This is a genomic window from Pseudomonas sp. R2-37-08W (assembly GCF_003851705.1).
GTDB lineage: Bacteria > Pseudomonadota > Gammaproteobacteria > Pseudomonadales > Pseudomonadaceae > Aquipseudomonas.
In genome coordinates, this window is record NZ_CP027728.1 from 5,484,721 (window position 1) to 5,508,240 (window position 23,520).

Consider the following 23,520-nt stretch of genomic DNA (forward strand, 5'->3'; position numbering starts at 1 on the left):
AGTGACCATTCCATATCGGTATTAAATCAATATATTTCAAGCTGTTAGGCTCTCCGGTTCGCAATCGCAGGCTCACGCGATTGGCTGCCTTCTCAACGGAGCTTCAATGAATCTTCCCCTGATTCTCAACTTACTGGTGTTTGTGGCCCTGTTGCTGGGCCTGGCACAAACCGGCCGTACCCACTGGAGCCTTGCCAAGAAGGTGCTGTTCGCCCTGGTGCTTGGCGTGGTATTCGGTGTGGTGTTGCACGCCATCTATGGTGCCGGCCACCCGGTGCTCAAGGCTTCCATCGGCTGGTTCGACCTGGTCGGCAACGGCTATGTGCAACTGCTGCAAATGATCGTGATTCCGCTGGTGTTCGCCTCGATCCTCAGTGCCGTGGCGCGTCTGCACAACGCCTCGTCCCTGGGCAAGATCAGCTTCCTGACCATCGGCACCCTGCTGTTCACCACCGCGATTGCCGCGCTGATCGGTATCGGCCTGACCAACCTGTTCGGCCTGACCGCCGAAGGCCTGGTCGCCGGCACCCAGGAAATGGCGCGCCTGCAAGTGATCCAGAACGATTACGCGGGCAAGGTCGCCGACCTGAATATCCCGCAATTGCTGCTGTCGTTCGTGCCGGCCAACCCGTTCGCCGACCTGGCCCGGGCCAAACCGACGTCAATCATCAGCGTGGTGATTTTCGCCGCATTCCTGGGGGTTGCCGCGCTGCAACTGCTCAAGGATGACGTGGAAAAAGGCCAGAAAGTGCTCAACGCCATCGACACCCTGCAAGCCTGGGTGATGCGCCTGGTGCGCCTGGTCATGAAGCTGACTCCGTACGGCGTACTGGCGCTGATGACCAAGGTGGTCGCCAGCTCCAACCTGCAGGACATCATCAAGCTCGGCAGTTTCGTCGTGGTGTCGTACCTGGCCCTGGGCCTGATGTTCGTGGTGCACGGCCTGTTGCTGTCGCTGGCCGGCGTCAACCCGCTGCGCTTCTTCCGCAAGGTGTGGCCGGTGCTGACGTTTGCCTTCACCAGCCGCTCCAGCGCCGCCTCGATCCCCTTGAGCATCGAAGCGCAGACCCGTCGCCTGGGCATCCCGCAGTCAATCGCCGGTTTCGCCGCTTCGTTTGGCGCGACCATCGGCCAGAACGGCTGTGCCGGGCTCTATCCTGCGATGTTGGCGGTGATGGTGGCGCCGACTGTCGGCATCAACCCGCTGGATCCACTGTGGATCGCGACCTTGGTAGCCATCGTCACCCTGAGTTCGGCCGGTGTGGCGGGCGTGGGCGGCGGTGCGACCTTCGCGGCACTGATCGTGCTGCCGGCCATGGGCTTGCCGGTGTCACTGGTGGCGCTGCTGATTTCCGTGGAGCCGCTGATTGATATGGGCCGCACGGCGTTGAACGTGAATGGCTCGATGACGGCGGGGGCGATTACCAGCCAGCTCATGGGGCAGACGGATAAAGCGTTGCTCGATGCCGATGAGCATGCTGAGTTGGCGCAGGTCTGATTGGACGCTATCGGGGGCAAGCCCCCTCCCACACTTTGATTTGTGAATACATTCAAATGTGGGAGAGGGCTTGCCCCCGATGCTTTTAGGCTTTTTCCCAAACTTCGAAGTTGTAAGCCGGTTTATCACCTTCGGCTGGGTTCTCCAGATTCGACACCAACTTCCACTGGCGCTGATCAAACTCCGGAAACCACGCATCCCCTTCCGGGCTCAACGCCACCCGCGTCAAGTACAGGCGATCGGCGTGTTCCAGCCCCTGCGCATACAGCTGCGCACCGCCGATCAGCATCAGCTCATCCACGCCCTGCTCCAGTGCCCACGCCTCGGCGCGTTCAACCGCAGCTTCCAGTGACGCAAATACTTGCGCACCTTCAAGCATCAGATCGGTCTGACGGCTGACCACTATATTCAGGCGCCCCGGCAACGGTCGGCCCAGGGAATCCCAGGTCTTGCGCCCCATGATGATCGGCTTGCCCAGGGTGGTAGCCTTGAAATATTTGAAATCCCCCGGCAAATGCCAGGGCATGCTGTTGTCGACGCCGATCACACGGTTTTCACCGAGGGCTGCGATCAGGCTTAGAGGGAGAGTTTTTTTCATGGCGACGAGAATACCAGAGCTGCGAGTCAGCGGTTATGCTCCAACCTCACGAACACAACAGGATGGCGCGTGACTGCACTGAACCCGCTGCACACACTCTGGCTGACCGAAACCGTGCGCCTGCGCGAAGAACACGCCGGCCCCCTGGAAGACCTCGAAGCCAACCGCCTGGCCCGCTCGGCCGGTGGCGACCTGCCAACGCGTATCGCGCAGCGTGCGCTGCACCTGGCAGAACGCGACGGCCTGACCGGCGCGCTCAGTCGCTGGCTGCAAGGCGCGCGCCTGGCCGTGGTACTGCTGGCGATCGTCGCGGTTATCAGCGGCGCCGGCCTGGCGTTTGCCGCGCTGGGCAACGGCATGGCCCCTGTGAATGTGTTCTGGGCCCTGGGCAGCCTGCTCGGCCTGAACCTGATCCTGCTGCTCAGTTGGGCCCTGGGCCTGGTGTTTGCCGGCGAACACAGCGCCAGCCTCGGTCGCCTGTGGCTGTGGCTCAGCGAAAAACTTGCGCGCGACGCCAAGGCCGCGCAGCTGGCCCCGGCACTGCTGCTGTTGTTGCAGCGCCAGAAACTCAACCGCTGGGCGGTCGGTGTGCTGGTCAACAGCCTGTGGTTGCTGGCGTTGCTCAGCGCCCTGCTGGTTTTGCTGATGCTGCTCGCCACCCGGCGTTACGGCTTTGTGTGGGAAACCACCATCCTCGAGGCGGATACCTTCATTGCCGTCACCCAGGCCCTCGGCACCCTGCCCGCCCTGCTCGGCTTCAACGTACCGACGGTCGAGATGATCCGCGCCAGCGGCGACTCCGCACTGAATATCGAAAGCGCCCGCCAGGCCTGGGCCGCCTGGCTAGTGGGAGTGTTGCTGGTCTACGGGGTGCTGCCCCGGCTGGTCCTCGCACTGCTGTGCCTGTGGCGCTGGAAACGTGGGCGCGCGGCCTTGGGCCTGGACCTCACCCAGCCCGGCTACGCCCAACTGCGCGAGCGCCTGATGCCGAGCAGCGAGCGGCTGGGGGTCAACGATGCGGCGCCGGAACAACTGCACCAGGTGGCGGGCGGCGTCAGTGAGCTGCACAGCGACGGCGCGCTGCTGGTCGCCATTGAACTCGACGACCAGCGCCCTTGGCCGCCCAAACTGCCCGGCACGGTCAAGAACGCCGGCATTCTCGACAGCCGTGAATCGCGCAACACACTGCTGGAGCAGCTCACACGGTTCCCGCCCGCGCGCCTGGCCATCGCCTGCGATCCGCGTCGTTCGCCCGACCGTGGCAGCCTGGCGCTGATCGCCGAACTGGCGCGCAGTGCCGCGGCCACACGGGTGTGGCTGCTGCAAGCGCCGCCCGGCCAGGCGCTGGATGCCGAGCGCCTGGGCGACTGGCACAGCGCGCTGCAACAGCTTGAGCTGCCCTTCGCCGACTGCGCACCGTTGAACTGGCTGGAGAGCGGTCATGACTAAACCCCTGAAGCTCGCCGTAGTCGGCCATACCAACGTGGGCAAGACCTCACTGCTGCGCACCCTGACCCGCGATGTCGGCTTTGGCGAAGTCTCCCATCGCCCCAGCACCACGCGGCATGTCGAAGGTGCGCGCTTGTCGGTGGACGGCGAAGCCTTGCTGGAGCTGTACGACACACCCGGCCTGGAAGACGCCATCGCCCTGCTCGATTACCTGGAACGCCTCGACCGCCCCGGCGAACGCCTGGATGGCCCGGCCCGCCTGACGCGGTTTCTGGAAGGCAGCGAAGCGCGCCAACGCTTCGAACAGGAAGCCAAAGTGCTGCGCCAATTGCTGGCCTCGGATGGCGGCCTGTACGTGATCGACGCCCGCGAGCCGGTACTGGCCAAGTACCGCGACGAGCTGCAGGTGCTGGCCAGCTGCGGCAAGCCCTTGCTGCCGGTGCTCAATTTCGTCAGCAGCAGCGAGCACCGCGAACCGGAGTGGCGTGATGCCCTAGCTCGCCTTGGTCTGCACGCGCTGGTGCGCTTCGACAGCGTGGCGCCGCCGGAAGACGGCGAACGGCGATTGTATGAAAGCCTGGCCCTGCTGCTGGAAAACGCACGGCCGCAGTTGGAGCGGTTGATCCTCGATCAGCAAGCCCAACGCCAGGCCCGCCAGCAAAGCGCCGCACGCTTGATCGCCGAATTGTTGATCGACTGTGCAGCCTGCCGGCGCAGCGTAGTAACCGCAGACGAGTCACAGGCGATCAGCGAACTGCGCAAGGCCGTGCGCCAACGCGAACAAAAGTGCGTGGACGCCCTGCTCAAGCTGTTCGGCTTCCGCCCGCAGGACGCCGCCGCCAGCGACCTGCCGCTGCTGGACGGGCGCTGGGGCGACGACCTGTTCAACCCCGAAACCCTCAAGCAACTCGGCGTGCGCGTGGGCGGCGGGATCGCCGCAGGCGCGGCAGCGGGCGCGGGCGTGGATCTGTTGGTCGGCGGCTTGACCCTCGGCGCCGCCGCCATTGCCGGTGCGATTGCCGGTGGCGCGCTGCAGACCGCACGCAGTTATGGCGGCCGCCTGCTCGGCAAAATCAAAGGCCAGCGCGAGCTGACCGTCGACGACAGCGTGCTGCGCCTGCTCGCCCTGCGCCAACGCCAGTTGCTCAAGGCCTTGAACCTGCGCGGTCATGCGGCGATGCACGGCATCAAGGTCGATACGCCCCAGGATAAAACCTGGCGCGAAGGCAAGCTGCCGGACGCCTTGAACAAAGCGCGCGCCTATCCGCAATGGTCATCGCTCAACCCCCACTCCAGGTTGAGCCAGGCCGAGCGTCAGGAGCAAATCGAGGCGCTGGCTCAGCGGTTGGACGAAGCCTGATCCGCCGTTAGCAAGCCGGCCCCCACAGTGCCGTGATATTTCGCTCGGCCATGGCCGGCCCCACACTCATGCCCACACCGGTATGCATCAGCGCAATGCTGATGCCGGCAGCCGCCTGCACAAACGAAAACGGCGCGGGCCCACGCGAGCCATATACGCCCTGCCAACGCTCCAGCACCTGGATCGTGCAGCCCAGGGTCTGCTCGGCCAGTTCGATCAGCCAGTCATCGACCTGCTCGGCGTTGAACGGCGATGCATCGCTGCCGTAATCATGGGAATCGCCGATGATCAGGTCGCCATGGGGCGTAGGGCTGATCAGCAGGTGAATGCCGTGCTCGTGCAGGTGCGGTGCTTCGCGCAGGATCTGCGCCTGCACCCGCGCCGCTTGCGGCAAGTCGGCGAACGCGCCGTAATGCACGCAACTGAGGCCGGTCAACACGGCGTGCTGCAGGTTCAGCTCAAGCGCCGGCCGTGCACGTAGCATTTGCAAGCGGCACACCTGTGGATTGAGCGGGGCAATCGATTCGGCCAGCAGGGTCTGGTAGTCGTGCCCGGAACACACAATGATCTGCTCGCCGCGAAAACGCCCCGCCGTGCTGTGCAACTGGCCCGGCTCGACGTCGCGCACCAGGGTCGAAAAGTGAAATTCCACATTCAGTTCCTGGGCCAGGTAGTTGATCAGCGCCGGGATCGCTTCGCGCGAATACAGTTGCTGATCGTCCTTGCCATGCAGCGCGGCGCGGTGATGGCGGAACTGGCCACCGTACAGATCGTTCAACGCCGTGCCTTGCAGCAATGCCACGTTGTAGCCGTGCTCGCGGGCACGCCCGGCGCAGAAGGCGTCGAGCAGGTGCTCTTCGGCTTCGGTACGGGCGAACAGGTAGGAGCCATTGCGCTTGAGCTGAAAGCCGGCGACCTGCGCCCAGTGTGCCCAGATATCGCGGCTTTGCCGCGCCAGGTCGAGCATCGGCCCCGGCGGTTGGCCAGTGACCAGCGCCTGGCCGAAGTTGCGCACCGAGGCGCCCAGCGGGGTGGCGCTGCGTTCGAAAACCTTGACCTTGAGCCCACGCCTGGCAGCGGCGTAGGCATGGGAGAGGCCGAGGATGCCGGCGCCGACGATCAGCAGATCGCTGTGGTGTGTCATTTAAGTGATGTCCTGTTTGCAAGACCGCTATCGGGGGCAAGCCCCCTCCCACAATTGGATAGCGAACCCAGTCAAATGTGGGAGGGGGCTTGCCCCCGATGAGGCCATCAGCCCTAACGAAAAGCCTACTGCCCCGCCACCTTCTCCGACTTGCCGTCATAGCGCTTGCGCCATTGCGCCAGGATGCTGTCCCGGTTCTTCGAGGCCCAGGCAAAGTCGTTCTTGATCAACCGCTGCTCGTAATCGGCGGGCAATTCGGTCTGCGGCTTGGCAATCCCTGGCTGGGCCAGCACCGCGAAGTTGTCCTTGTACAGCTCCATCGCCGCCGGGCTGGCGGAGAAGTCCGCGAGTTTCCTGGCCGCATCGGCGTGGGCCGTGCCCTTGATCACCGCCGTCGCCTCGATTTCCCAGCCCAGGCCTTCCTTCGGCAGGATGATGTCCAGCGGCGCCCCCTGGCGCTTGAGCTGTACGGCCGGGTATTCAAACGAAATACCGATCGGAAACTCCCCGGACGCCGCCAGCTTGCACGGCTTGGAGCCGGAGTGAACGTACTGGCCGATGTTCTGGTGCAGCTCGTCCATGTACTGCCAGCCCTGCTGCTCACCAAAGGTTTGCAACCAGGCGCTCACGTCCAGAAAGCCGGTACCGGAGGACGCCGGGTTGGGCATCACGATCTTGCCCTTGTACTCAGGCTTGGTCAGGTCCTGCCAACTCACCGGTTTGCTCAGGCCCTGTTTCTCGGCTTCGACGGTATTGAAGCAAATGGTCGCCGCCCACACATCCATGCCGACCCAGGCCGGTGGGTTGGCGGCGTCGCGGTAGTTTTTGCCGATCTTGTCCAGGTCCTTCGGCGCGTAACGATCAAGCATGCCTTGTTGATCGAGGATCGCCAGGCTGGAGGCGGCCAGGCCCCACACCACGTCGGCCTGCGGGCGGTCCTTTTCAGCCAACAGCTTGGCGGTGATGATGCCGGTGGAGTCGCGCACCCACTTGATCTGGATATCCGGGTTGGCCTGCTCGAAGGCCTTTTTGTAGGTCTTCAACTGCTCGGCTTCAAGGGCCGTGTACACGGTCAACTCGGTGTTGGCGAAGGCATTCAGGCTGAATGCGGTGAGTACGGCAGCGACCAGCGCCAGTGGCTTGAACATCGAATACCTCCTTTGAAGGATCATTGCCCGGGCGCGGTCTGGCGCCAGGCTTGGGAGCGGCGCAAGGCACCGCGTGAGGCCCACGCCAGCAGCAGCGAGACGCTGCCTGAGGTGAACAGGATCAGGGTCGACATGGCCGCCGCGCCGCCCACATTGCCGGCATCGTCCATGTTCAATACGGCGACGGCGGCAAGGATGGTGTCGGGGCTGTAGAGAAAGATCGCAGCGGAGACGGTGGTCATCGCCGACACGAACAGGTAACGCAGAATATCCAGCAGCGCCGGCAGGCAGATCGGTACCGTCACTTTCAAGTAATGGCGGTAGAGCGGCGCCTTGAGGGACAACGCGGCGGCTTCGAATTCCGCGTCCAGTTGGCGCAGCGCAGTGGTGGCGGTCATTTGCGCAGTGGTCAGATAGTGAGCAATGGTGCACACCACCAGCAGTGCCATGCTGCCGTAGAACACATGCAGCGGGTTGCCGCCAAGGTTGAAAAAGAACACGTAGCCCAGGCCCAGCACCAGGCCCGGTACCGCCATCGGCACAAAGCTGAGCAGGCGCAGGGCAAGGTTCAGGCCTTGTTGGCCCTTGGTTTTTTCCATCAGGTAGGCGCCGGTGAAGATCAGCGCACTGCCGATCAACGCCGTGCACAGCGCCATGGTCAGGCTGTTGCGATAGGCCAGCCAGCCGCCGCCGGCAGTGTCTTCGAACTGGTAGTGGTTCAAGGACAGCGACAGGTTGTAGGGCCAGAACTTGACCAGCGAGGAATACACCGCCATGCCGAACACCAGCAGCAGCGCCGCGCAGATCAGCAGCACGATAGCCAGGTAGCAGCCGTCCCTGGAACGCGACGGCAGTGGTTGAAATACCTGGGCACGCCCGCTCATGGCGTCGCCGTGACGGCGCCGCAGCCACGCATCCACACCAAAGCTGAACAGCGCCGGCAACAGCAGCACCATGCCGATCAACGCACCGCGGCCGAACTGCTGCTGGCCGACCACCGCCTTGTAGGCTTCCAGCGCCAGCACCTGGTAGTCCCCGCCCACCACCACGGGCACGCCGAAGTCGGTGATGGTCAGGGTGAACACCAGGCAGAACGCCGCGAATACGGCTTGGCGCGTGGCCGGCCAGGTAATGCTGCGAAACGCTCGGGCCGGGCTGGCGCCCATGCTTGAGGCCGCGTCGAACAAGCGCGCATCCGCCAGCGACAAGGCCGACAGCAGAATCATCAGGGCGTGTGGGAAGGTGTAAATCACCTCACCCAGCACAATGCCCCAGAAGCCGTAGATGTTGTCCGAGAGCAACCCGCGCAACAGCCCCTGGTTGCCGAACAGATACACCAGTGCAATGCCCGGCAACATCGATGGCGCCATCAAGGGCAGCAGCGACACGCCGCGCCAGATCACCTTGCCGGGGATCAAGGTGCGCTGCAGCGCGTAGGCAAACAGATAGGCCAGCGGTACGACGATGGCCGCGACGCTCAGGGAAACTTTCAGGCTATTGCCGAGCAACCAGTGGAAGTTGACACTGGTCAGCAGCTCGCGTGCAGCGAGCAACCCGCCACCCTGCCCGGCTTCGCTGCTGAAGCCACGCCAGAAAATCGCCAGCAGCGGCAGCAACACCGCCACGACCAACAGGCCCAGCCACACTAATTTGCCGCCGACCACAAACAGGCGGTCGCCCGTTTCAGCCCGGGAAACAGTACGCGGCAGTGTCATCGCCGTCTCCATGGCCATCTCAGGCAAACACCTGCAAGCTGCGCGGCGGCAGGGCCACCAGAATGTCCTGGGCCCCCAGGCGCGGCATGGCTTCCGGTGCCAGCTCGGCCAGTAGCGGGTGGCCCGGCAACTGCTCTAGCTCAAAACTCATGCGGCAGCGATTGCCCAGGAACGTGATCTCGCGGACTTTGGCCGGGAACAGGTTTTCCTCATGCACCGGCGGGTTCACGCTGATCGCTTCCGGGCGGCAGAACAGCCGCCCGGACTTGGCGATGCCGGCGTCATCGGCCAGTCGCACATTCATCCCACCGACCTGGGCATGGCTGGCGCTGTTGCGGCTGAACGGCAGCCAGTTGCCCTGGCCGACGAACTCCGCCACGAACGGCGTGGCCGGGCGGTCATAGATTTCCTGCGGCGTGGCGTACTGCTCGACCTTGCCGTTGTGCATGACCGCGATGCGGTCGGCCATCAACATGGCCTCGTCCTGGTTGTGGGTGACCATCAGCGTGGTGATGCCCAGGCGGCGCTGGAGTTGGCGCAGCTCGGTACACAGATGCTCGCGCACCCGCGCGTCGAGGGCCGACATGGGTTCATCCAACAGCAATAACGACGGCGCCGGCGCCAGGGCCCGCGCCAGCGCGACACGTTGCTGCTGGCCCCCGGACAACTGGCCGGGAAATTTCTTTTCGCTGCCGAGCAGGCCGACCAATTCGAGCATTTGCCCGACACGCTTGCGCACCTCATCACGGCCGCAGCCGGCGAGGCCGTAGCCGATGTTCGCTTCAACGGTCAGGTTGGGAAACAGCGCGTAGGACTGGAACAAAATGCCGTAGTCCCGCGCCTGGGGCGGCAGCCGGGAAACATCGCGGTCACCCAGGTAAAGTTCGCCGCTGTCCTGGCGCTCAAGCCCGGCGATGCAGCGCAGCAACGTGGTTTTGCCGCAGCCGGACGGGCCCAGCAGGCACACCAGCTCGCCAGCGGCGACGTCCAGGGACACGTTGTCCAACGCGGTAAAGGCGCCGAAGCGTTTCTGGATACCGCGCACCTTCATCGGCGCGCCGGGTTGGGTCAGGGCTGTGTTCATGGTGGCACCTCATCGAACTGATGGGGGCCATGCTAGGGAGGGAATGCGTAGCTGGTGTGGCAGAAAGGCAAAAGGAGGTGATAGTGGTATTGGTGGATTTGTGTAGGATTCATAGGAGTGTGGTGCCTGGTCTACCGCTATCGGGGGCAAGCCCCCTCCCACAGGGGATTTGTGAATACAGGCAAAATGTGGGAGGGGGCTTGCCCCCGATTGGCCCCCAAGGCCGCCACTAACCTCTAGATTGGCGACATCTCCTGCGCCAACCCGAGAAACGCCGCCGGCAGGCGTGCGGCTTTTCTTTCCTTGAGGCAATACAAATACTCGGCAATCTGCGGCGCATTCTCAAGGGTCAGCACACGCAGTTGCGGATCATGGGGCACTTCGTGGCGTGCGATGATGCTGATGCCGATATTGCGCAGCACTGCCTCGCGAATCGACTCACGGCTGCCAATCTCCAGCAACGGCCCGTACCCCACGCCCGCGTTCTTCAGCATCTCTTCCGTCAGCCTGCGGGTGGTAGAACCCGCTTCACGCATCAGCAAGGTATGCCCGATGAGCGCGCTCAACGGTACGTGATCAAGCTTGGCCAACGGGTGATTGCGGTGTACCGCCAACACCAGCGGGTCCGTGCCCAGCACGCGGCGGATCAGACGGGCGTCTTCCACCAACTGCGACGAGGCGGCGACGTCGACGCGGTAGTCGTCCAGCGCTTCGAGCACCTGCTGGGAATTGCCGATTTCCACCGACACCTCCACCTGCGGCAGGCGTTCGCGGAAGGCTTTGACCAGATCCAGAATGTAGTACGGCGCGGTGGCGGCAATCCGTAAGGTGCCCTGGACCTGGCCATTATTGCGCAGGAAAAACTCGATGTCCGCTTCCTGCTGTAACAGCGCCTTGACCATCGGCAACAGCCGAGCGCCTTCATCGCTGACGGTCAGGCGGCGGCCGCCACGGTAGAACAGTTCAACGCCGTAGTGGCTTTCCAGGTTGCGGATCTGGGTAGTGACCGTAGGTTGGCTCAGGCCGAGCTTTTTCGCCGCCTGGGTAATGCTGCCCAGGCGGGCGACCATGAAAAACGCCTTCAGCTCAGCACTCAGCACACCACCCTCTCTTCGTCTATTTGCGCAATAGGCGCAGGCCGTTGAACACCACCAGCAGGCTGACGCCCATGTCGGCGAACACCGCCATCCACATCGTCGCCATGCCCAGGAAGGTGACCGCCAGGAAGATCGCCTTGATCACCAGCGCCAGGGCGATGTTCTGCTTGAGGATACTCGACGTTTGCCTGGAGAGCCGAATGAATGCCGGGATCTTGCGCAGATCATCGTCCATCAGCGCGACATCGGCGGTCTCGATGGCGGTGTCGGTGCCTGCGGCAGCCATGGCAAAGCCGATTTCGGCGCGTGCCAGGGCCGGCGCGTCGTTGATACCGTCGCCGACCATGCCGACGCGGTGGCCTTGGCCGTATAGCGCTTCAATGGCGTGCAGCTTATCGGTGGGCAGCAGGTCGCCCTGGGCCTGGTCGATACCGACCTGGGCGGCAATCGCCTGGGCGGTGTGGGTGTTATCGCCGGTGAGCATCAGGGTCTTGACGCCCAACTCGTGCAATTGCCGGATGGCTTCGCGGCTGCTGTCCTTGACCGTGTCGGCCACGGCGAACAGGGCCAGCGGGCCCGACTTGTCGAGCAGCAGCACCACGGACTTGCCTTGTTTTTCCAGGGCGAAGAGTTTCTCTTCCAGGGCCGGCGAGCACAGCCCGAGGTCTTCCACCAGACGGTGGTTGCCCAGGTGGTAGGTTTCGCCGTTTATGTCTCCGCGCACGCCACGACCGGGCAATGCCGCGAAGTTATCCACAACGTAAGACACCAGGTTTTTATCCAACGCCGCGTTGGCGATCGCCAGGGACACCGGGTGGTCGGAACGGCCGGCCAAACTCGCGGCCAGCGCCGGCGCGCTGTCCTGCACAGTGGCAAACAGCGGCAAGTAGTCGGTTTGCACCGGCTTGCCGTGGGTGATGGTGCCGGTCTTGTCCAGGGCGAGGTAGTTGAGCTTGTAACCGCCCTCCAGGTACACGCCGCCCTTGATCAGAATGCCTTTGCGCGCCGCCGCCGCGAGGCCGCTGACAATCGTCACAGGGGTGGAAATCACCAGGGCGCACGGGCACGCGACCACCAGCAACACCAGGGCGCGGTAGATCCAGTCGAACCAGACGCCGGCCATGAACAGCGGCGGTATGACCGCGACGCCCAAGGCAAACAGGAACACCGCGGGTGTATAGACCTTGGCGAAGCGGTCGACAAAACGCTGGGTCGGCGCCCGGGCGCCCTGGGCCTGCTCCACCGCGTGGATGATCCGCGCCAATGTGGAATTGTTGGCCGCTGCGGTCACCTTGTATTCCAGGGAACCGGCCTGGTTGATCGTACCGGCGAAGACTTTATCGCCCACGGTTTTTTCGATCGGCAGGCTTTCACCGGTGATCGGCGCCTGGTCGATAGTGGACTGACCGGCAGTCACCTCACCGTCCAGGCCAATGCGTTCGCCAGGCTTTACCCGCACGATGGCGCCAAGATCGATACTTTTGACCTCCTGTTCCAGCCATGAACCATCGGCCTGACGCACCGTGGCCTGCTCCGGGGTCATTTGCATCAGACCGCTGATGGCGTTGCGCGCACGGTCCAGGGACTTGGCCTCGATCAACTCGGCCACGGTAAACAGGAACATCACCATCGCCGCTTCCGGCCATTGGCCAATCAGCACGGCGCCGGTCACGGCGATACTCATCAGCGCGTTGATGTTCAGGTTCAGGTTTTTCAGGGCAATCCAGCCCTTTTTGTAGGTGGTGAGGCCACCGCTGAGGATCGAGACCAGCGCCACCAGGGCGATCACCCAGGTCGGCGCCACGCCCGTGAAATGCAGGACTTCCGCGCCCAATGCGCCCACGCCCGAGACTGCCAGCGGCCACCAGTGCTTCTTGGCGGGCGGCGCGGCGGCGGGAGCCCCTTCTTCAATCGGGTCGGCCTGCATGCCGATGGATTTGATGGCGTCGATGATCGGCGCAGTGCTCGGCAAGTCGTGGGTGACGCCGAGGATGCGGTTGATCAGGTTGAATTCCAGCTGCTGCACCCCGGCGAGCTTGCCCAGTTTGTTCTGGATCAGCGTTTGTTCGGTGGGGCAGTCCATCGCTTCGATGCGAAAGGTGCTCAGGCGCGAGCCGGCGGTGGGGGCGTCGCTCAGCTGTACTTTTGCAGGCGCCGGGGTGCCGGAACAGCACCCGCCGCCGTGGTCATGCACCGGCTTGAGCGTTTGCTCGCCGTGATCATGATCATGGTCGTGATCGTGATCGTGCTTATGCGGGGTGTGGAGGGAATCGCTCATGCTGTCGCGTCCGTAGATGTGCCTGTTGCCAAGTAAAGACCCTGTAGCCACTATAGGGTCAAGCACCCATTTGGAGATTGCTGCGATGAAGATCGGCGAACTGGCCAAACTGACCGACTGCCCGGTGGAAACCATCCGTTATTACGAGAAGGAAAGCCTGCTGCCACCCCCGGCGCGCACTGATGGCAACTACCGGGTGTACACCCAGGCGCACACCGAGCGGCTGATCTTTATCCGCAACTGCCGCAGCCTCGACATGACCCTGGAAGAAATCCGCAGCCTGCTCAGCCTGCGTGACAGCCCACAGGATCAATGCGAAAGCGTGAATGCGTTGATCGACGAACATATCCACCATGTGAAAGCGCGGATCGACGGGCTGCTGGCGTTGCAGGAGCAATTGCTGGACCTGCGCCAGCGCTGTGGCGGCGGGGAGCAGTGCGGGATTTTGCAGCGTTTGGAGGTCAGCGGGAGCGTGCAGGCCAGCGAGGCCGAGCCGTCGCATGTGGGCAGAAGCCACGGGCATTAGACTCAAGTGAACGCGGACCAAATGTGGGAGGGGGCTTGCCCCCGATTACGGTGTGTCAGTCATAGAAATGCTGGCTGATCCACCGCTATCGGGGGCAAGCCCCCTCCCACATTTAGATCAGGGCAGACTTTAGATCGCCACGTCAGCCTTGATGCTTGGATCGGCGTCGTAACCGACGATTTCAAAGTCTTCGAACTTGTAGTCGTAGATCGACGCCGGTTTACGCTTGATCACCAGTTCCGGCAGCTTTTTCGGCGTGCGCGCGAGCTGGGTCTGGATCTGCTCCATGTGGTTGCTGTAAGCATGGGTGTCGCCGGTGGTGACGATGATCTCGTGGGGGATCAGGTCGCACTGCTGGGCCAGCATGTGGGTCAACAACGCCAGGGCGGCCGTGTTATAGGGCAGGCCGAGGAATACATCGGAACTGCGGATGTATAACTGCATCGACAGATGGCCGTCATGCACAAAGGCCTGGTACAGCAGGTGGCACGGTGGCAAGGCCTGCTTGCCATTGCGCGCGTTTTCCTGAGGGCTCTTGGTTTCGTCCGGCAGGTATTCGACGTTCCAGCCGTGGAACAGGATGCGGCGGCTGTTGGGGTTGGTCTTCAACGTCTCGACCATGTAGTCGATCTGGTTGATCTTGCCGCCGTCCTTGGTGGGCCAGGCGGTCCACTGTTCGCCGTACACCGGGCCCAGGTCGCCGTCTTCGGTGGCCCATTCATCCCAGATGCGCACGCCGTTTTCGTTGAGCCACTTGATGTTGGTGTTGCCGCTCAACATCCAGATCAGTTCGTTGGCGATACTTTTGAAATGCAGCTTCTTGGTGGTCAGCAGCGGGAAGCCGTCGGCCAGGTTATGCCGATACTGACGGGCGAACACGGCCTTGGTGCCGGTGCCGGTACGATCGCCCTTGGTCAGGCCATTGGTCACGACGTCGTGCAGGAGTTCGAGGTATTGCTTCATGTGGGTACCCGTATCGTTGAAGCCGAGGCGCGCACGCCTCGGCGTTCGAATTTAAAGCGCGGTGCTCTTGATGCCTTGTGGGCGGTTGTAAGCCCACCACAGCAGGCCCAGGCCGACCAGGATCATCGGGATGCTGAGCACCTGCCCCATGGTCAACCAGCCCCACGCCAGGTAGCCCAACTGCGCATCCGGTACGCGCACGAACTCGACGATGAAGCGGAAGATCCCGTAGAACAGCGCGAACATCCCCGACACGGCCATGGTTGGGCGTGGCTTGCGCGAGAAGATGTACAGGATGAGGAACAATGCCACACCTTCCAGGGCGAACTGGTACAGCTGCGACGGATGGCGCGGCAGTTGCGCCGGGTCGCTGAACGGCGGGAACACCATGGCCCACGGCACATCGGTCGGCTTGCCCCACAACTCGGCGTTGATGAAGTTACCGATACGCCCAGCGCCCAGGCCAATCGGCACCAGCGGCGCGACGAAGTCCATCAACTGGAAAAACGACTTGCCGTTGCGCCGGCCAAACCACCAGGCGGCGATCATCACGCCGATAAACCCGCCGTGGAACGCCATGCCGCCCTTCCACACCTCAAAGATCAGCGTCGGGTTGGCGATGTAGGCCGACAGATCGTAGAACAGCACATACCCGAGTCGCCCACCGACAATGACCCCCATCGACAACCAGAACACCATGTCGGAGAGTTTCTCCTTGGTCCAGGTCGGGTCGAAACGGTTCAGGCGCCGGGACGCCAGCAGCCAGGCACCGCCGATGCCGATCAGGTACATCAACCCATACCAATGGATTTTCAGCGGACCGATGGCCAGGGCCACCGGGTCGATCTGCGGGTAAGGCAGCATTGCGACTCCTCGTTAAAACATTTAGTCATGACGCACCGGACCATGCCGATGCGCGATTAAGCCTGCGTTACAGCTGCGAGATCAAATTAAGAAGTTCACATACACACCAAACAGCCCGGCATGTTAACGGATGGAAGGTGCGCGGCCCAACTTCGTTACGATGGAACGCCTGCGGTTCTGTGGGTAGAGTGAGGAAAAAACACACAAGGGATCGCCCGATGTGCCTGATTGTTTTTGCCTGGCGGCCGGGCCATGCCCAACCGCTGATCGTCGCGGCCAACCGTGATGAATTCTACGCCCGGCCCAGCCTGCCGCTGGCTCAATGGCCGGATGCACCACAGGTCTACGCCGGCCGCGATCAGGAAGCGGGCGGCACTTGGCTGGGGGTGAACGCCGACGGGCGTTTTGCCGCGCTCACCAATATCCGCGACCCGCACCAGCCGCCGTCACGCAAGTCCCGGGGTGAGCTGGTGGCGCGCTTTCTCAGTGGTTCGCTGCCGATTGACGATTATTTGGCGGAAGTTAACGGACGTTCGATTGAATATGCCGGGTTTAATCTATTAGTGGGCACGCGGGACGAGCTTTGGCACTACAACGCCAGTGAGACCGAGCCGACGCGGTTGGAAGCCGGCGTGTACGGTTTATCCAATGCCGGCTTGGATACGCCCTGGCCGAAGCTGCTCAAGGCCAAGGCGGCACTCGTTGAAATCCTCGACGATCCACAGCCGGACGCGTTGCTGGGAATTTTGAGCGACCCGCAGACCGCACCGTTTGCTGAACTGCCGGATACCGGTGTGGGCTTGGCGACGGAGAGTTTGCTGTCGAGTGTGTTTATTGCCAGCCCGAGTTACGGGACGCGGGCAAGCACAGCGTTGATCGTGAATGCCGACGGGACGCGGCGGATGGTGGAGCGCAGTTTCGGGCCACAGGGTGGCCGCTTGGGCGAGGTTGAACTCAATCTCTAAACACAACGAAAATCAAATGTGGGAGGGGGCTTGCCCCCGATAGCAGTGTGTCAGTCAGAGTATCTGGTACTGATACACCGCAATCGGGGGCAAGCCCCCTCCCACATTTTTGATCAGCGCATGTCTCTAGAGGGTTTTTGCAGACGCCGGGTTGATCATCCGCGTCAGCCCCAAATTCTTCAGCGCCAATTGCAGCGAGCTGTGGATAACTTGCGGGTTGTCGATGGTCATCAGTTCGGCCAGCAAATCCTTGGCCATGCTCAATTCAACCTGGCGCAGCATCCATTTCACTTTGGGCAAGTTGGTGGCGTTCATCGACAGGCTGTCAAAGCCCATCGCCATCAACAGCACCGCCGCTGCCGGGTCGCCCGCCATTTCACCGCAGATACTCACCGGTTTGCCTTCGGCATGGGCGTCGCGCACCACATGCTGCAGCGCTTGCAGCACGGCCGGGTGCAGGTAGTCGTACAGGTCGGCTACCCGTGGATTGTTGCGGTCCACGGCGAGCAGGTATTGGGTCAGGTCGTTGGAGCCTACCGACAGGAAGTCCACCTGCCGCGCCAGCTCCTTGGCCTGGTACACCGCCGCCGGGATTTCGATCATCACGCCAATCGGCGGCATCGGCACGTCGGCGCCTTCGTCGCGCACTTCGCCCCAGGCACGGTGGATCAGGTGCAAGGCTTCTTCCAGCTCGTGGGTGCCGGAGATCATCGGCAGCAGGATGCGCAGGTTATTCAGGCCTTCGCTGGCCTTGAGCATGGCGCGGGTCTGCACCAGGAAAATTTCAGGGTGGTCGAGGGTGACGCGAATCCCGCGCCAGCCGAGGAAGGGGTTGTCTTCCTTGATCGGGAAATACGACAGTGACTTGTCGCCGCCGATATCCAGGCTGCGCATGGTCACCGGCAACGGGTGGAAGGCCTGCAGTTGCTCGCGATAAATCGCCAGCTGCTCCTTCTCACTCGGGAAACGCTGGTTGATCATGAACGGCACTTCGGTGCGGTACAGGCCCACCCCTTCAGCGCCGCGCTGTTGCGCCCGCGCCACATCGGCCAGCAGGCCGGTGTTTACCAGCAGCGGCACGCGGTGGCCGTCGAGGGTCACGCACGGCAATTCGCGCAACGAGTCGAGGCCCAGCGCCAGTTGTTTCTCTTCCTCGACCACTTCGGCGTATTGCTTGCGCAGCAATTCGCTGGGGTTGGTAAAGACTTCGCCGCGATGGCCATCGACGATCATGTCGATGCCATCCACCTTGGAATACGGCAGGTCCACCAGGCCCATCACCGTCGGAATGCCCATGGCGCGAGCCAGGATCGCAACGTGGGAGTTACCCGAGCCCAATACCGAGACCAGGCCGACCAATTTGCCCTCAGGCACTTCGCCGAGCATGGTGGCGGTCAGCTCTTCGCTGATCAGAATGGTGTTGTCGGGGTAGACCAGATTGGTGGTGCGGTCTTCCTGCAGGTAGGCCAGCAGACGGCGACCGAGGTCGCGCACATCCGAGGCACGCTCGCGCAGGTAGGCGTCGTCCATCAATTCGAAACGGTTGACGTGATCGGTGACCACCTGACGCAGCGCGCCCTGGGCCCACTGGCCGGTCTTGATCACGGTCTTGACTTCATTACCCAGGGACGCGTCGTCGAGCATCATCTGGTACACGTCGAACAGCGCACGCTCTTCCGGGCGCAACTGGGTGGCCAGCTTGGTCGACAGGTTGCGCATGTCGGCGCGCACGCCTTCCAGGGCGGTCTTGAACAGTTTGATTTCAGCGTCGATGTCGTGAACGGTCTTGTCCGGTACCACATCGAGGTCGGCCGGTGGCAGCATGACCACCGCCGTACCGACGGCGGCCCCCGGCGAACCCGGCACGCCGACGAACTTGGCCTCCTGGATGCCCTTGCCCTGGCGACCCAGGCCGCGAATCGAGCCCGTGGCTTCGGCGTGGGCGATAACCCCGGCCAGCTGCGCGCTCATGGTCACCAGGAAGGCTTCTTCACCTTCGTCGAACTGGCGACGCTCTTTCTGCTGGATGACCAGCACGCCGACGACGCGGCGGTGGTGAATGATCGGCGCGCCGAGGAATGAGGCGTAGCGCTCTTCGCCGGTTTCGGCAAAATAGCGATAACGCGGGTGATCGGCCGCGTTTTCAAGGTTCAGGGGTTCTTCACGCGTCCCCACCAGGCCCACCAGACCTTCATTGGGCGCCATGCTGACTTTGCCGATGGAGCGCTTGTTCAAGCCCTCGGTGGCCATCAGCACAAAACGGTTGGTCTCGGGGTCCAGCAGGTAAACCGAGCAGACCTGGCTGCCCATGGCTTCCTTGACGCGCAACACAATAATCCCCAACGCCGCCTTGAGATCCTTGGCGGAGTTAACTTCCTGGACGATCTTGCGCAGCGTATTGAGCATGGCTCGGGGTCGAACTCCGTCGTCAGTCGCGCGCTAAAAGGCGCGGGGCAAGCTCTTTGAGAGCGCGACGATAAACCTCGCGCTTGAATGTCACCACCTGGCCCAGCGGATACCAATAACTGACCCAGCGCCAGCCATCGAACTCCGGTTTACCGGTCAAATCCATCCGCACCCGCTGCTCATTGGAGATCAGGCGCAGGAGAAACCATTTCTGCTTCTGGCCGATACACAGCGGTTGGCTGTGGGTACGCACCAGGCGTTGCGGCAAACGATAGCGCAACCAGCCCCGGGTGCAGGCCAGAATCTGCACATCTTCGCGCTCAAGGCCGACTTCTTCGTTCAACTCACGGTACAAGGCGTCTTCAGGGGTTTCGTCGGGGTTGATCCCACCTTGAGGAAACTGCCAGGCATCTTGGTTGATTCGGCGAGCCCATAGCACCTGTCCGGCATCATTCGTAAGAATAATCCCGACATTAGGACGGAAACCATCGGGGTCGATCACGGCAACAACCTCGCAAACGCATGTCGCCGCATTGTTCCACAAAGGTTCATCCAGCGGCAACGAGGCTTCTTACCTTATGTGCACTCTTGTGAAAAGACCGTATTCTGGACGCCTTTTTACAGACTTTTCAGCGAGTAACCGCAATGCGCCTGGCTTTATTCGACTTGGACAACACGCTCCTGGGCGGTGACAGCGATCACGCCTGGGGTGATTACCTGTGTGAACGCAGGATTCTCGACCCGGTGGCTTACAAGGCGCGTAACGACGCGTTCTATCAGGACTACCTGGCCGGCAAGCTGGACAACGCCGCTTACCTGAACTTCTGCCTGGAAATCCTCGGCCGCACCGAGATGGCTCAGTTGGACGAATGGCACAACGACTACATGCGCGACTGCATCGAGCCGATCATGCTGCCCAAGGCCGTGGAACTGCTGGCCAAGCACCGCGCCGCCGGCGACATGCTGGTGATCATCACCGCCACCAACCGTTTCGTCACTGCGCCGATTGCCGCACGGCTGGGGGTTGAAACCCTGATCGCCACCGAGTGCGAGATGGAAAATGGCCGCTACACCGGGCGCAGCACCGATGTGCCGTGCTTTCGTGAAGGCAAGGTGACGCGCTTGAACCGTTGGCTGGAAGAGACCGGGTATAGCCTGGAAGACAGCTACTTCTATAGCGACTCGATGAATGACTTACCGTTGCTGGAGCAGGTGACTCATCCGGTGGCGGTGGATCCAGACCCCAATCTTCGTGCTGAGGCTGAACGGCGCGGCTGGCCGGTGATTACGCTGCGCAGCTGACCCCCCACCCCTGTAGGAGCGAGCTTGCTCGCGAAAAACCTGAGAGCGCCGCGTGCATCCAGGATACCCGCGTCATCGTTGACGTTCTTCGCGAGCAAGCTCGCTCCTACACGGGCTTGGCCCCCATCAGCCCGGCAATCGCCACAAACCCCACCAAACTGACCACCGCCAGCACCAAGGTGAAATTCAGGCTACCGCCCTCGCCTTTACGCAGCCGATTAAGCCGCGCCACCAGCCAGAACCAGGCCAGCGCCGCCACGGTATACAGAATGCTGGAACCCAGGATCCAGGTTTGCCCCAGCGGCCAGCCGACCAGGTGCACCATCCACCAGCCGGTGAACGGCATGCTCACCAAACAAATGCCCATCAGCAGCCAGACGAACGCCCACGGGCGTTGCACGATCATCGCCGGCCCGGCGCTGCGCTTGCGCCAGGCCAGTACTGCCAGGCCCAGGCCGCTGAGCAGCAGCAATACGGTGGCGGCGATGTGAATAACCTTGAGGGTGGTCAGCGTTTCCATAGTCTCGATTCCTTGAAGGCCGCTCAGTCAGCGTAGTCGCTCAACCGAGGAACAACTGGTAGGCCGGGTTTTCGCTTTCATCCCAATACGGGTAGCCGATCTCGGCGAGGGCGGCCGGGACCAGGTGGCGCTCGTCCGCCGGTACTTGCAGGCCGGCGACCACCCGGCCGTCAGCCGCACCGTGGTTGCGGTAGTGGAACATCGAGATATTCCAGCGCCCGCCCAGTTTGTTAAGAAAGTTGAACAACGCCCCCGGCCGTTCCGGAAATTCAAAACGAAACACCAGCTCGTCACTGACTTTGGCCGCATGCCCGCCGACCATATGGCGGATGTGCAATTTGGCCAATTCGTTTTCGGTCAGGTCCAGCACCGGGAAACCCTGGTCGGTGAGGCTGGCGATCAATGCGCTGCGCGGGTCGTTTTCCGGGTGGGTCTGCACGCCGACGAAGATGTGCGCCTCGCTGCCGGTGTGATAGCGGTAGTTGAATTCGGTGATCTGGCGCTTGCCCACTGCCTCGCAGAATGCCTTGAAACTGCCCGGTTTCTCGGGAATGGTCACGGCGATGATGGCTTCGCGGCCCTCACCCAGTTCGGCCCGTTCGGCCACATGGCGCAGGCGGTCGAAGTTGACGTTGGCGCCGGAATCGATGGCAACAAAGGTCTGGCCGCTGACGCCACGGGTCTCGACATACTTCTTGATCCCGGCCACGCCCAATGCGCCTGCCGGCTCGGTGATCGAGCGCGTGTCGTCGTAGATATCCTTGATTGCCGCACAGATTTCATCGGTGCTGACGGTGATCACTTCGTCCACATAGTCTTTGCAGATGTCGAAGGTGTGCTGGCCGATCTGCGCCACCGCCACGCCATCGGCGAAGAGGCCGACGGTCGGCAGCACCACGCGCTCACCCGCCGCCATCGCCGCTTGCAGGCAGTTGGAATCGTCCGGCTCGACGCCGATGATCTTGATGTCCGGGCGCAGGTATTTCACATACGCCGCAATCCCGGCGATCAGCCCGCCGCCACCCACCGGCACGAAGATCGCGTCCAACGGCCCTGGGTGCTGGCGCAGGATCTCCATCGCCACGGTGCCCTGCCCGGCAATGGTGTGCGGATCATCATAGGGGTGAATGTAGACGTAGCCTTTTTCATCAACCAGCTTCAGCGAATAGGCCAGGGCTTCCGGGAAAGAATCACCGTGCAGCACCACCTTGCCGCCACGCGAGCGCACGCCTTCGACCTTGATTTCCGGGGTGGTCTTGGGCATCACGATCGTTGCCTTGACCCCCAGCACCTTGGCCGCCAGGGCCAGGCCCTGGGCATGGTTGCCCGCCGAGGCGGTGACCACACCGCGTGCGCGCTCCTCTGCGCTGAGCTGGCACAGCTTGTTGTAGGCGCCGCGAATCTTGAACGAGAACACCGGCTGCAAGTCTTCGCGCTTGAGCCAAATCTGGTTGCCCAGCCGCTCGGAAAGCTGGCGGGCAGTCTGCAGGGGTGTTTCTACGGCAACGTCGTAAACGCGCGAGGTGAGGATCTTTTTGACGTAGTGTTCAAGCATCGGCAGGCATCTACTTCAGGGGTTGGGCAGGGCCAGGGAGTCTAACCCGGCTTTTGGCCGGGAGACCACACGAATCCCAAGGTTTGTTGGGGTATACTCGCCGCCCTCGATCACTCCCCCGCCCGTTCCGGAGCCCGCATGACCCAGGATCAACTCAAACAGGCAGTGGCCCAGGCCGCTGTCGATTTAATCCTTCCCAAACTCGACGACAAGAGCATCGTCGGTGTCGGCACCGGCTCCACTGCCAACTGCTTTATCGATGCGCTGGCCCAGCATAAAGGTGCGTTCGATGGCGCAGTGGCCAGCTCCGAAGCGACCGCCGCGCGCCTCAAAGGCCATGGCATTCCGGTGTACGAGCTCAACACCGTGAACGACCTGGAGTTCTACATCGACGGCGCGGACGAAAGCGATGCCCATCTGAACCTGATCAAAGGCGGCGGCGCAGCCCTGACCCGCGAGAAGATCGTCGCGGCCGTGGCCAAGACCTTCATCTGCATTGCCGACGCCAGCAAGCTGGTGCCGGTGCTCGGTGCATTCCCGCTGCCGGTGGAAGTCATCCCGATGGCCCGCAGCCACGTGGCCCGCGAGCTGGTGAAACTGGGTGGCGACCCGGTGTACCGTGAAGGCGTGTTGACTGATAACGGCAACATCATCCTCGATGTGTTCAACATGCAGATCACTAATCCGGTGGAGCTGGAGACGCAGATCAACGCTATCGTCGGCGTGGTCACCAATGGCCTGTTCGCCGCACGCCCGGCGGATGTGCTGCTATTGGGTACCCCGGAAGGCGTGAAGACCCTCAAAGCTAAATAACACCGCAGTTCAAATGTGGGAGGGGGCTTGCTCCCGATGGCAGTGTGTCAGTCAGAATATCTGGTACTGATACACCGCTATCGGGAGCAAGCCCCCTCCCACATTTGATAGCGATCCGGTCTGGATTTCTGTAACACAAACGCTACTTTTCGCAGCACTCCTCTCCAAAACCGTGCGCTCTGTCACGCCCCGTCTGGTATCCAATCCGTTACAAATTACAAACAAGCGACCCACG

At 62.5% G+C, this 23,520-nt stretch carries 20 protein-coding genes and 1 pseudogene; 7 read left to right on the forward strand and 14 right to left on the reverse strand.

Going from position 1 to position 23,520, the window contains the following annotated elements; translation table 11 throughout:
* Window positions 1-106 precede the first annotated feature (106 nt).
* Window positions 107-1,498: an L-cystine transporter gene (locus tag C4J93_RS25435; protein WP_124408440.1), complete on the forward strand. Its 1,392-nt coding sequence runs from the start codon at window positions 107-109 to the stop codon at window positions 1,496-1,498.
* 85 nt (window positions 1,499-1,583) lie between these two features.
* On the opposite strand, the gene C4J93_RS25440 is transcribed toward C4J93_RS25435, so the two are convergent.
* On the reverse strand, window positions 1,584-2,096 hold the full coding sequence (locus tag C4J93_RS25440) for a dihydrofolate reductase (RefSeq protein ID WP_124430725.1): 513 nt from the start codon (window positions 2,094-2,096) through the stop codon (window positions 1,584-1,586).
* 69 nt (window positions 2,097-2,165) lie between these two features.
* Here C4J93_RS25440 and C4J93_RS25445 point away from each other — a divergent pair, with 69 nt between their 5' ends.
* Window positions 2,166-3,545 (forward strand): DUF2868 domain-containing protein, encoded by a 1,380-nt coding sequence (locus tag C4J93_RS25445; RefSeq protein ID WP_124430726.1) that lies wholly within the window; start codon window positions 2,166-2,168, stop codon window positions 3,543-3,545.
* A complete protein-coding gene (locus tag C4J93_RS25450; RefSeq protein WP_124430727.1) occupies window positions 3,538-4,905 on the forward strand; it encodes a DUF3482 domain-containing protein in 1,368 nt (455 codons plus the stop codon). Before C4J93_RS25445 ends, C4J93_RS25450 begins: the two co-directional genes overlap by 8 nt.
* A 7-nt stretch (window positions 4,906-4,912) precedes the next feature.
* On the opposite strand, the gene C4J93_RS25455 is transcribed toward C4J93_RS25450, so the two are convergent.
* The 6 genes from C4J93_RS25455 to C4J93_RS25480 form a co-directional block, all read right to left on the reverse strand.
* Window positions 4,913-6,049: a TIGR03364 family FAD-dependent oxidoreductase gene (locus C4J93_RS25455; protein ID WP_124430728.1), complete on the reverse strand. Its 1,137-nt coding sequence runs from the start codon at window positions 6,047-6,049 to the stop codon at window positions 4,913-4,915.
* A 125-nt stretch (window positions 6,050-6,174) separates the two neighbouring features.
* Window positions 6,175-7,197 carry a putative 2-aminoethylphosphonate ABC transporter substrate-binding protein gene (locus C4J93_RS25460; protein ID WP_124364839.1) on the reverse strand — a complete coding sequence of 341 codons (1,023 nt, stop codon included), beginning with the start codon at window positions 7,195-7,197 and terminating at the stop codon, window positions 6,175-6,177.
* 20 nt (window positions 7,198-7,217) lie between these two features.
* Window positions 7,218-8,924: a putative 2-aminoethylphosphonate ABC transporter permease subunit gene (locus C4J93_RS25465; RefSeq protein ID WP_177413557.1), complete on the reverse strand. Its 1,707-nt coding sequence runs from the start codon at window positions 8,922-8,924 to the stop codon at window positions 7,218-7,220.
* Window positions 8,925-8,931: 7 nt separating this feature from the next.
* Window positions 8,932-9,996: a putative 2-aminoethylphosphonate ABC transporter ATP-binding protein gene (locus C4J93_RS25470; protein ID WP_124364841.1), complete on the reverse strand. Its 1,065-nt coding sequence runs from the start codon at window positions 9,994-9,996 to the stop codon at window positions 8,932-8,934.
* 236 nt (window positions 9,997-10,232) lie between these two features.
* The gene (locus C4J93_RS25475; RefSeq protein WP_124430730.1) at window positions 10,233-11,096 is read right to left on the reverse strand and encodes a LysR family transcriptional regulator; all 864 of its coding nucleotides are present in this window, start codon (window positions 11,094-11,096) and stop codon (window positions 10,233-10,235) included.
* A gap of 16 nt (window positions 11,097-11,112) precedes the next feature.
* The gene (locus C4J93_RS25480; RefSeq protein ID WP_124430731.1) at window positions 11,113-13,371 is read right to left on the reverse strand and encodes a heavy metal translocating P-type ATPase; all 2,259 of its coding nucleotides are present in this window, start codon (window positions 13,369-13,371) and stop codon (window positions 11,113-11,115) included.
* 85 nt (window positions 13,372-13,456) lie between these two features.
* On the opposite strand from C4J93_RS25480, the gene cadR reads away from it, so the two are divergent.
* Window positions 13,457-13,897, forward strand: a complete 441-nt coding sequence (gene cadR / locus C4J93_RS25485; protein ID WP_124430732.1) for a Cd(II)/Pb(II)-responsive transcriptional regulator — start codon at window positions 13,457-13,459, stop codon at window positions 13,895-13,897.
* A gap of 129 nt (window positions 13,898-14,026) precedes the next feature.
* On the opposite strand, the gene C4J93_RS25490 is transcribed toward cadR, so the two are convergent.
* Both C4J93_RS25490 and lgt read right to left on the reverse strand, forming a co-directional pair.
* Entirely contained in the window at window positions 14,027-14,860 is an 834-nt protein-coding gene (locus tag C4J93_RS25490) for a thymidylate synthase (protein ID WP_124364845.1), read from the reverse strand.
* A 51-nt stretch (window positions 14,861-14,911) separates the two neighbouring features.
* Window positions 14,912-15,724 (reverse strand): prolipoprotein diacylglyceryl transferase, encoded by an 813-nt coding sequence (lgt, locus tag C4J93_RS25495; protein WP_122542012.1) that lies wholly within the window; start codon window positions 15,722-15,724, stop codon window positions 14,912-14,914.
* 218 nt (window positions 15,725-15,942) lie between these two features.
* Between lgt and C4J93_RS25500 the strand changes: the two genes are divergently transcribed.
* A complete protein-coding gene (locus C4J93_RS25500; RefSeq protein ID WP_124430733.1) occupies window positions 15,943-16,689 on the forward strand; it encodes an NRDE family protein in 747 nt (248 codons plus the stop codon).
* Window positions 16,690-16,815: 126 nt separating this feature from the next.
* Here the strand turns inward: C4J93_RS25500 and ptsP are convergent, their stop codons facing one another.
* Complete coding sequence (gene ptsP, locus C4J93_RS25505; protein ID WP_124364847.1) at window positions 16,816-19,095, reverse strand: phosphoenolpyruvate--protein phosphotransferase; 2,280 nt, start codon at window positions 19,093-19,095, stop codon at window positions 16,816-16,818.
* A gap of 22 nt (window positions 19,096-19,117) precedes the next feature.
* A complete protein-coding gene (locus C4J93_RS25510) occupies window positions 19,118-19,597 on the reverse strand; it encodes an RNA pyrophosphohydrolase (RefSeq protein WP_003176750.1) in 480 nt (159 codons plus the stop codon).
* Between the two features lie 143 nt (window positions 19,598-19,740).
* Here C4J93_RS25510 and C4J93_RS25515 point away from each other — a divergent pair, with 143 nt between their 5' ends.
* A complete protein-coding gene (locus tag C4J93_RS25515) occupies window positions 19,741-20,397 on the forward strand; it encodes an HAD family phosphatase (protein ID WP_124430734.1) in 657 nt (218 codons plus the stop codon).
* 11 nt (window positions 20,398-20,408) lie between these two features.
* On the opposite strand, the pseudogene C4J93_RS27530 reads toward C4J93_RS25515, so the two are convergent.
* The 3 genes and pseudogenes from C4J93_RS27530 to ilvA all read right to left on the reverse strand — a co-directional run.
* Window positions 20,409-20,495 (reverse strand): annotated as a pseudogene (locus C4J93_RS27530) (outer membrane lipoprotein carrier protein LolA); the annotation flags it as partial.
* 8 nt (window positions 20,496-20,503) lie between these two features.
* Window positions 20,504-20,917: a DUF2269 family protein gene (locus C4J93_RS25525; RefSeq protein WP_124368732.1), complete on the reverse strand. Its 414-nt coding sequence runs from the start codon at window positions 20,915-20,917 to the stop codon at window positions 20,504-20,506.
* A 40-nt stretch (window positions 20,918-20,957) separates the two neighbouring features.
* Window positions 20,958-22,472 carry a threonine ammonia-lyase, biosynthetic gene (gene ilvA, locus C4J93_RS25530; protein ID WP_124364852.1) on the reverse strand — a complete coding sequence of 505 codons (1,515 nt, stop codon included), beginning with the start codon at window positions 22,470-22,472 and terminating at the stop codon, window positions 20,958-20,960.
* 138 nt (window positions 22,473-22,610) lie between these two features.
* Between ilvA and rpiA the strand changes: the two genes are divergently transcribed.
* A complete protein-coding gene (gene rpiA, locus C4J93_RS25535; protein ID WP_124430735.1) occupies window positions 22,611-23,285 on the forward strand; it encodes a ribose-5-phosphate isomerase RpiA in 675 nt (224 codons plus the stop codon).
* Window positions 23,286-23,520 lie beyond the last annotated feature (235 nt).

Coding starts and splice junctions, on each gene's coding strand:
- cadR (WP_124430732.1), top strand. CDS start 13,457: ATGAAGATCGGCGAACTGGCCAAACTGACCGACTGCCCGGTGGAAACC.
- C4J93_RS25465 (WP_177413557.1), bottom strand. CDS start 8,924: ATGGAGACGGCGATGACACTGCCGCGTACTGTTTCCCGGGCTGAAACG.
- C4J93_RS25435 (WP_124408440.1), top strand. CDS start 107: ATGAATCTTCCCCTGATTCTCAACTTACTGGTGTTTGTGGCCCTGTTG.
- rpiA (WP_124430735.1), top strand. CDS start 22,611: ATGACCCAGGATCAACTCAAACAGGCAGTGGCCCAGGCCGCTGTCGAT.
- C4J93_RS25525 (WP_124368732.1), bottom strand. CDS start 20,917: ATGGAAACGCTGACCACCCTCAAGGTTATTCACATCGCCGCCACCGTA.
- lgt (WP_122542012.1), bottom strand. CDS start 15,724: ATGCTGCCTTACCCGCAGATCGACCCGGTGGCCCTGGCCATCGGTCCG.
- C4J93_RS25490 (WP_124364845.1), bottom strand. CDS start 14,860: ATGAAGCAATACCTCGAACTCCTGCACGACGTCGTGACCAATGGCCTG.
- C4J93_RS25440 (WP_124430725.1), bottom strand. CDS start 2,096: ATGAAAAAAACTCTCCCTCTAAGCCTGATCGCAGCCCTCGGTGAAAAC.
- ptsP (WP_124364847.1), bottom strand. CDS start 19,095: ATGCTCAATACGCTGCGCAAGATCGTCCAGGAAGTTAACTCCGCCAAG.
- C4J93_RS25450 (WP_124430727.1), top strand. CDS start 3,538: ATGACTAAACCCCTGAAGCTCGCCGTAGTCGGCCATACCAACGTGGGC.
- C4J93_RS25455 (WP_124430728.1), bottom strand. CDS start 6,049: ATGACACACCACAGCGATCTGCTGATCGTCGGCGCCGGCATCCTCGGC.
- C4J93_RS25460 (WP_124364839.1), bottom strand. CDS start 7,197: ATGTTCAAGCCACTGGCGCTGGTCGCTGCCGTACTCACCGCATTCAGC.
- C4J93_RS25500 (WP_124430733.1), top strand. CDS start 15,943: ATGTGCCTGATTGTTTTTGCCTGGCGGCCGGGCCATGCCCAACCGCTG.
- ilvA (WP_124364852.1), bottom strand. CDS start 22,472: ATGCTTGAACACTACGTCAAAAAGATCCTCACCTCGCGCGTTTACGAC.
- C4J93_RS25480 (WP_124430731.1), bottom strand. CDS start 13,371: ATGAGCGATTCCCTCCACACCCCGCATAAGCACGATCACGATCACGAC.
- C4J93_RS25515 (WP_124430734.1), top strand. CDS start 19,741: ATGCGCCTGGCTTTATTCGACTTGGACAACACGCTCCTGGGCGGTGAC.
- C4J93_RS25470 (WP_124364841.1), bottom strand. CDS start 9,996: ATGAACACAGCCCTGACCCAACCCGGCGCGCCGATGAAGGTGCGCGGT.